This is a genomic window from Microcoleus sp. T3_D1 (assembly GCF_036700405.1).
GTDB lineage: Bacteria > Cyanobacteriota > Cyanobacteriia > Cyanobacteriales > Microcoleaceae > Microcoleus.
Window position 1 is genome coordinate 1 of sequence record NZ_JAUBOV010000160.1, and the last position, 5704, is coordinate 5704.

8 protein-coding genes are annotated in these 5704 nt (G+C 48.9%); all 8 read left to right on the top strand.

Annotation, left to right across the window (positions count from 1 at the left end; all coding sequences use genetic code 11):
• Positions 1 to 38: 38 nt before the first annotated feature.
• A complete protein-coding gene (locus tag QT992_RS32870; RefSeq protein WP_333320003.1) occupies positions 39 to 518 on the top strand; it encodes a hypothetical protein in 480 nt (159 codons plus the stop codon).
• Complete coding sequence (locus tag QT992_RS32875; RefSeq protein ID WP_333053783.1) at positions 515 to 1024, top strand: hypothetical protein; 510 nt, start codon at positions 515 to 517, stop codon at positions 1022 to 1024. The genes QT992_RS32870 and QT992_RS32875 overlap by 4 nt, the downstream gene beginning before the upstream one ends.
• Positions 1025 to 1288: a hypothetical protein gene (locus QT992_RS32880; protein ID WP_333320001.1), complete on the top strand. Its 264-nt coding sequence runs from the start codon at positions 1025 to 1027 to the stop codon at positions 1286 to 1288.
• Positions 1279 to 1866, top strand: coding sequence for a hypothetical protein (locus tag QT992_RS32885; RefSeq protein ID WP_333290257.1), 588 nt, complete (start codon positions 1279 to 1281; stop codon positions 1864 to 1866). The genes QT992_RS32880 and QT992_RS32885 overlap by 10 nt, the downstream gene beginning before the upstream one ends.
• Positions 1859 to 2164, top strand: coding sequence for a hypothetical protein (locus tag QT992_RS32890; RefSeq protein WP_333319999.1), 306 nt, complete (start codon positions 1859 to 1861; stop codon positions 2162 to 2164). The genes QT992_RS32885 and QT992_RS32890 overlap by 8 nt, the downstream gene beginning before the upstream one ends.
• 40 nt (positions 2165 to 2204) lie before the next feature.
• A complete protein-coding gene (locus QT992_RS32895; RefSeq protein WP_333319997.1) occupies positions 2205 to 2723 on the top strand; it encodes a hypothetical protein in 519 nt (172 codons plus the stop codon).
• Positions 2724 to 2856: 133 nt separating this feature from the next.
• Positions 2857 to 3693 carry a DUF3854 domain-containing protein gene (locus QT992_RS32900; protein ID WP_333336609.1) on the top strand — a complete coding sequence of 279 codons (837 nt, stop codon included), beginning with the start codon at positions 2857 to 2859 and terminating at the stop codon, positions 3691 to 3693.
• Between the two features lie 165 nt (positions 3694 to 3858).
• On the top strand, positions 3859 to 5634 hold the full coding sequence (locus QT992_RS32905; RefSeq protein WP_333336610.1) for a DUF5906 domain-containing protein: 1776 nt from the start codon (positions 3859 to 3861) through the stop codon (positions 5632 to 5634).
• Positions 5635 to 5704 lie beyond the last annotated feature (70 nt).

The following is a 5704-nucleotide window of genomic DNA, read 5'->3' on the forward strand; positions in this document are numbered from 1 at the left end:
ATCGCAACTCTTAATGATTGAGTTGACGGGGTTTTGCCATGACTAAACCTACCGTCAGCTACCGTCGCATTGACCAACTTAGGGCGATCGCCTATGACCGTGGGTTCACCAATGAGGATGCCAAGCAGTTTGGGAAGCTTTCTAAAACTGCTACGTGGGAAGCGCTGCTAGAACTGTACCTCGTTGACGGTGAATCGCTTGACACAGTGAATGTAGACAGTGTAGACACTTTAAATGTAGACAGTGTAGACGCGACATCTCAACCGCTTGATTTAGAAGGTGTAGACACTGTAGACACCCTTAATTGGACTAACGACGGTTCGTTCCCTGTTTATGGTTTTACCCGCCAGAATTCCACCAGCTTTTTAGATTGGGTTGACCTCTCTCAACTCATCGCACTCGTACTCGCATCGACGGGAATGTTTGTGCTGGCAATGTCTATGTGGCGACAAATCAACCCCTTGAATTTATTTCCTCTCCCAGTTCGCATCAACATTCAAATCGGGACAAAATTATGAGCTTACAACTACGCCTTTTTGGCGGCAATTCTGATGCTGGAAAACTGACTGCCAGCAACGACGGCGGACACGCTATTGACAAGTCAAAAGTTTTGGCAAGCACTGACGCAAGTGTCATCACACCGCTAAATCCTGGTAATTTTTCCAGCATCCGTAGTGTTCCAGTTGTGCCAGCACCGCGCTATTTCACGAAGGAAGAAGCGGACGCTATGAAGGATTTAGCTAAGGAGAAAACAGACGGCGCAAAACAGTCTAAACGTGCCTATGAAGCACTGGCAAAAGTTGAAGAAGCCGATGCTAAAGTTCACCGTCATCACCGCAAATATGAGGGTGTTGTGGCTGATAATGAACTGGGTAAAAAGCGCTCAGACACTCGACTGGCTAAGCACTTGCACAGTTTGCGTCCCGGTTATGCGCGACTGGGTTTAGGGATTGATAAAGCTGATAGCGACGCTCGCACTCGGATTGATGAAATCAAAGCCAAACTCACGGGAGGGACTAACTAAATGAAAGCGATGTATCTGGCTAACTACTTCGTTGCCGGATGCGTCGCTTTCTCCCTTTTGGGGTGGATAGCGAGTCTGCATCCAATGGCAATGAAAGCCGTCTCATTCCTGTTAGCAGCGATTGCGATTGCTTGGGGGTTGAGCTGGTTGCTTGACTACTCCCTGAGTAAACTACTCAAGGTTTCAGTGGCTGATTTACAGGCAGTTCTAGTTGGCGGTTTAGCGATGTTCCTGATTGGTTTGGGGGTATTTCTATGCAGCTAAAACTGTTCGTTTTAAGCGCGTCCTCTGTAGTTCTTTGGCTGACTCCACTAGCAGCACTAGACAAAAAGCTAGACACTCACAAAGCGCTGCAAGGTGTTAGTTTGTGTGCTGCGATTGCTTGTGCAGTATCGGCGGGTAATATCGCTCGCAAACTGTCCGAACAAGGGGAGATTGAGGCAATTAAAGAGCGGGCAATCACTGCCGATGTGGTGGATGAAATCAGCACCAGCGTATACATTTCTCAGAAACAAAGACAACAGGAAGCAGAACAAATCCTGGCAACAAACGAACGAACAGACGAACAAGAGGCAGAACTCGATTCGATAAGAGAATCACTAGAACTGCTACTGAATAAGACTTCTGGCGATTCTGGCGAACTCGCTGTAGTGAATTTATCCACTAGGCAGCAAGAACAAATCGAACTGATTTTGCAATGTCACGCGAAGGGCATCACTGGCAAGAATAAAATCCTTAAAGAAGTTTGGGGAGTGTCAGCCGGCAGTAGTCAATCCTACCGGGACGCGAAGGCTGAGTATGAGTTTTTGATGCCGTTTGTGAAGGGGGAAAGTGATGACTAAACAGCCAAACATCCCAACAACAGCAGCCCTAAGATTGACTGGTACTAAGTCAGAAATAGAGTTAGTTCTGGCGGTTCTGCGGGGTAAAGATTTCTTCTGGAAAACTAACGGCAAATTCTACCCACAACGAGGGGATGGCAATCAGTACGCTTACTACCTCAACGAATTGCAATTGCCTCAGCTTGGGGTAGCAGTGCCGGCAACACCAGGGGAACCACAGCCTCGACCGTGGGACGCAGTTCTGGGTGGTCAGGGTACAGAAAAATCCGTCCGAAATTTCGGACAAGAGTCCCTCTGACTTGGCGGCGCTGAAAGCCTTGTTCTGACTCACTCGTCTAGTGCTTTTACCTTTAAACCCGACGAGTGAGTTTTGGTACGTTCTCGGTACGTTTTTTTACGTTTTCGGTTCGTTGCCGGGACAAAATTTGTCCGAAAATATCAAGTGCGACTTGTCGCTTAAAATGTTCGATATGGATGCAAAATGTATTTCCTTTGTCAACCGAGTCAAGCGCAGTCTAAAGCCTTTCTGGAATGGAGGGGCCGGAGAATCCCTTATGGAGTTTGGAGAGCGCAGCCGGGAATGGCATCCGAGAGGGATGAGACTCTGGAAATATATTTGTTGTACCTTCCGAGCCCAGATGTTCGCAGAGATAAAGTATTTCATCAACAAGCCTGAGAAAACTCCCCAGACTCGACTTGAGCTTGCTAAAGAATCGGTGCTCGTAGACACCGATATCGAATTACCTGTTCGAGCAACCGATCGGGCGCCGCCATCCTTCCCAATCTTTATCCCACTGCCTGATGCCGAAATAGGCGGCTGTGCTCGCAACGACAGCTTAATCGCACCCGCAATCTAACTCGCGGGGCGGTTCCTCCTATGCCTTGAATTTTTCAAAAACTATAAACACCAAAAAACCGCTGCTCTCTAATTGGAACCTAGCTTGCAACGGCTTTTGGATTCACACTCACCAGGCGGTGAGCCGTAAACTCGTGAATACATCATACCCCACTGGGGAAAATTCTGCATTCCCAAAATTTAATACTTTCATCCGCAAGCACCTGACCGAGTGGGTTGAAGGCTCAGCCGTATCAGAAGCGATCGCCTCTCTCAACATCGAATCGCTGACCGTCAAAGAACTCAACGAGCGCATCCGTCCAAAGGAACCCATCAAAACGGGGGGCTGGTGGGCTCGCGGTGTCCTTTGGAAAACTGGTGAACGGGCCGGCAACTGGTACGGCCAAGGCAAGCCAGACAAACCACATCAGCCAGAAGGTTCCAAACCGCGCAAATACCTCACAGGCAGCGGCATGGAACCCGACGCCATATTCCTAGCAATGCCAGATAAGGATTATTGGGCAAAGGTTCACGCTGACAAATCGATTCCCCGTCACTGGACAGAGGGAACCAAGAAGGCTGGGGCTGGGTTGAGTATTGAACTTGCAACCATTGCTCTAACAGGCGTGTGGAACTGGGGCAAAGATGGGGAATTAGCGCACTTTGTGAAGGAGTGGGCAGAACCCGGAACCGTTCACTACGTAGACTTTGACTCCGACTATGCGGCCAACCCATCTTGTCGTGCAGCTATTTTGAAGTTTGGCCGCTTGTTGGTTGAGTGTGGGTGTGAGGTACACATCACCGTTTGGGATACCCAGTTCAAAGGGATGGATGATTTCATCAAAGCTAACGGTGGTGACGCTTTCAAAGAGGCTGTAGCGAGCGCGCTAACCCTAGAGAAGTGGGAGAAGCAGCTTAAAAAAGGCGATCGCAAAATTGACGCTTCAAACCCTAATATTTCTCTTACTTCTCACCCGCGCACGCGAGAATAAGTAGTATGCCAGAAGTATGACAGTAGGTCAAGTGACTACATCCCAGACACTGCACCGACTCCAGAGCAAAACTATATCCAGAAAGCTGTTGATGCGCTGTATTCTGGCGGCCACTGGGTTTCAATAGCAGGACAGCTTTTTGAGTTCACCGGGACTCATTACGAGTTGCGATCGGAAGCTACCGAGAAACGACGCATCCTTGAGTGGTTGAGCACCTACTCTGAATTCGTGGGGGGTAAATATCGCTGCAACCGTGCCAACTCTGCCAGTTTCAAAGAGGTCTACACTTACATCCTTTCGGCTGTGGCAGTAGACCCCAATACCATCAATCCTGATGGGTTGAACACTACTAAAGGGGTGCTGAAAATCAATCCTGATGGCTCCCACTCGCTTGTGCCGCATGACCCCAAAAATATCTATACCTATGTCGGTTGCACGTATGACCCCGACATTGACGCGACGGATTGCGATCGCCTGTTGGAGTGTCTGGAACCCTCGCAGCGCGAGATATTCCTGAGAACTGCTGCTGCTGGGTTGAACTTGAAGCTTGTGCGATCGAAGTTGACGGGGCGGGGAGTTAAAGGTTTGCTGTGCTACGGCGAGGGGTCTAACGGCAAGGATGCGCTGCGAGCTGTGTTGGCCTCTGTATTCGGGCGGGGAATGACTAACAAGTCGCTGTCGGATTTCAAGTCCTACGATAATGGCCGCAAGTTCAATTTGTCAGGTGTTCTAGGGGGTGTCTGCAACTGGGCTTCTGAGAACACTTCAAAAGTAGACCTAGACAACATCCAGAGCCTTAAGCAGTTCATTACTGGCGACCCGATTGATATTGAACCCAAAGGTAAGGACAGCTACGAATACAAGCCTGTTGCTACCTTTTTTGCCAACTGCAACAAACTACCGTCTATCACTGGAGGGACGGCCGCCATTGATGACCGCTACGGCATCCTGAGTTTCAAGAAAACCTACAAGCGTAACGCTGACCCGTCTCAGGGTGAATTAGAAGCTGACCCGCGCTTTAAGGATGATGAGAACTTTATCCTTGAGCGGATTGCGCCGGCGATGCTCAACAAGATGTTGGAGCGGTTGCCACTGCTACTGAAAGAGGGCATTGACTACAAGGCAACCCGTGAAGCGATGCGAGAAGCTCAAGAGGAAAGTCGGCACTTGTGGCAGTTTGCCCGCGAGGTTGGTTTGGAGGTTCAGTCTGGCGGCCGCGTCTGGGTTAAAGATTTGTGGGAGCAATTGCAAGCTTGGTATGAGGATGCAGGGATTCTAGAGCGAGAGACTAGCGGCACCAAGGAGAAGCTGATTTGGAATGAACTTTCCAATAAATATGACGCTCCGGTGAAGGCTGTAAACCAGTTGTCATCAAGGCTTAGCGAGATTTTCCCTAAAGTACAAGTTCACCGATATAACGGTCGTGACGAAATGGAACGGAGAGGGCAAAAATACCTGCTTGGAATTAGCTTTGTACAAAGTTCCACAAGAATTGGCAAAACTGGGTTGCCAGGGTTGCCAGTAGACGCAGAAAGGGTTACTGGGTTGCCAAGTGAGTTGCCAGAAAATATTGGCAACCCAGTTGGCAACCCAGTTGGCAACCCACAAACCCTTACACAGAGCGCTGGCAACTCTGGCAACTCAATTTCCTCACCTTTTACAGAATTCTTGCAATGGTTCTCAAAGCAGCCACAAAGCGAGCGCGAGAAAATGGTAAACATACTCACTCAATCTCCGCAAGCTCAGCCCCCATTAAAACCAGAGTCAGAGCCGGCAGTGGCATCAGTACCTGAAGTTATCAGCCCAGAGGACGCAGAAAAAATGCGAGACATTGCACTAATCTGGTGGCCTGAGTACCGTTCTGAACATTTACAAGCCCTGCTTACTCAACTGTTCGGATGGAATACTCCGGGACGGAAATACAGCGCTGCTACTAAGTAGTCAAACAAAATTAATTACACAAATAACTAATATGATATAATAAAAAATATCAAGGTGTGTTCAAAGAGGT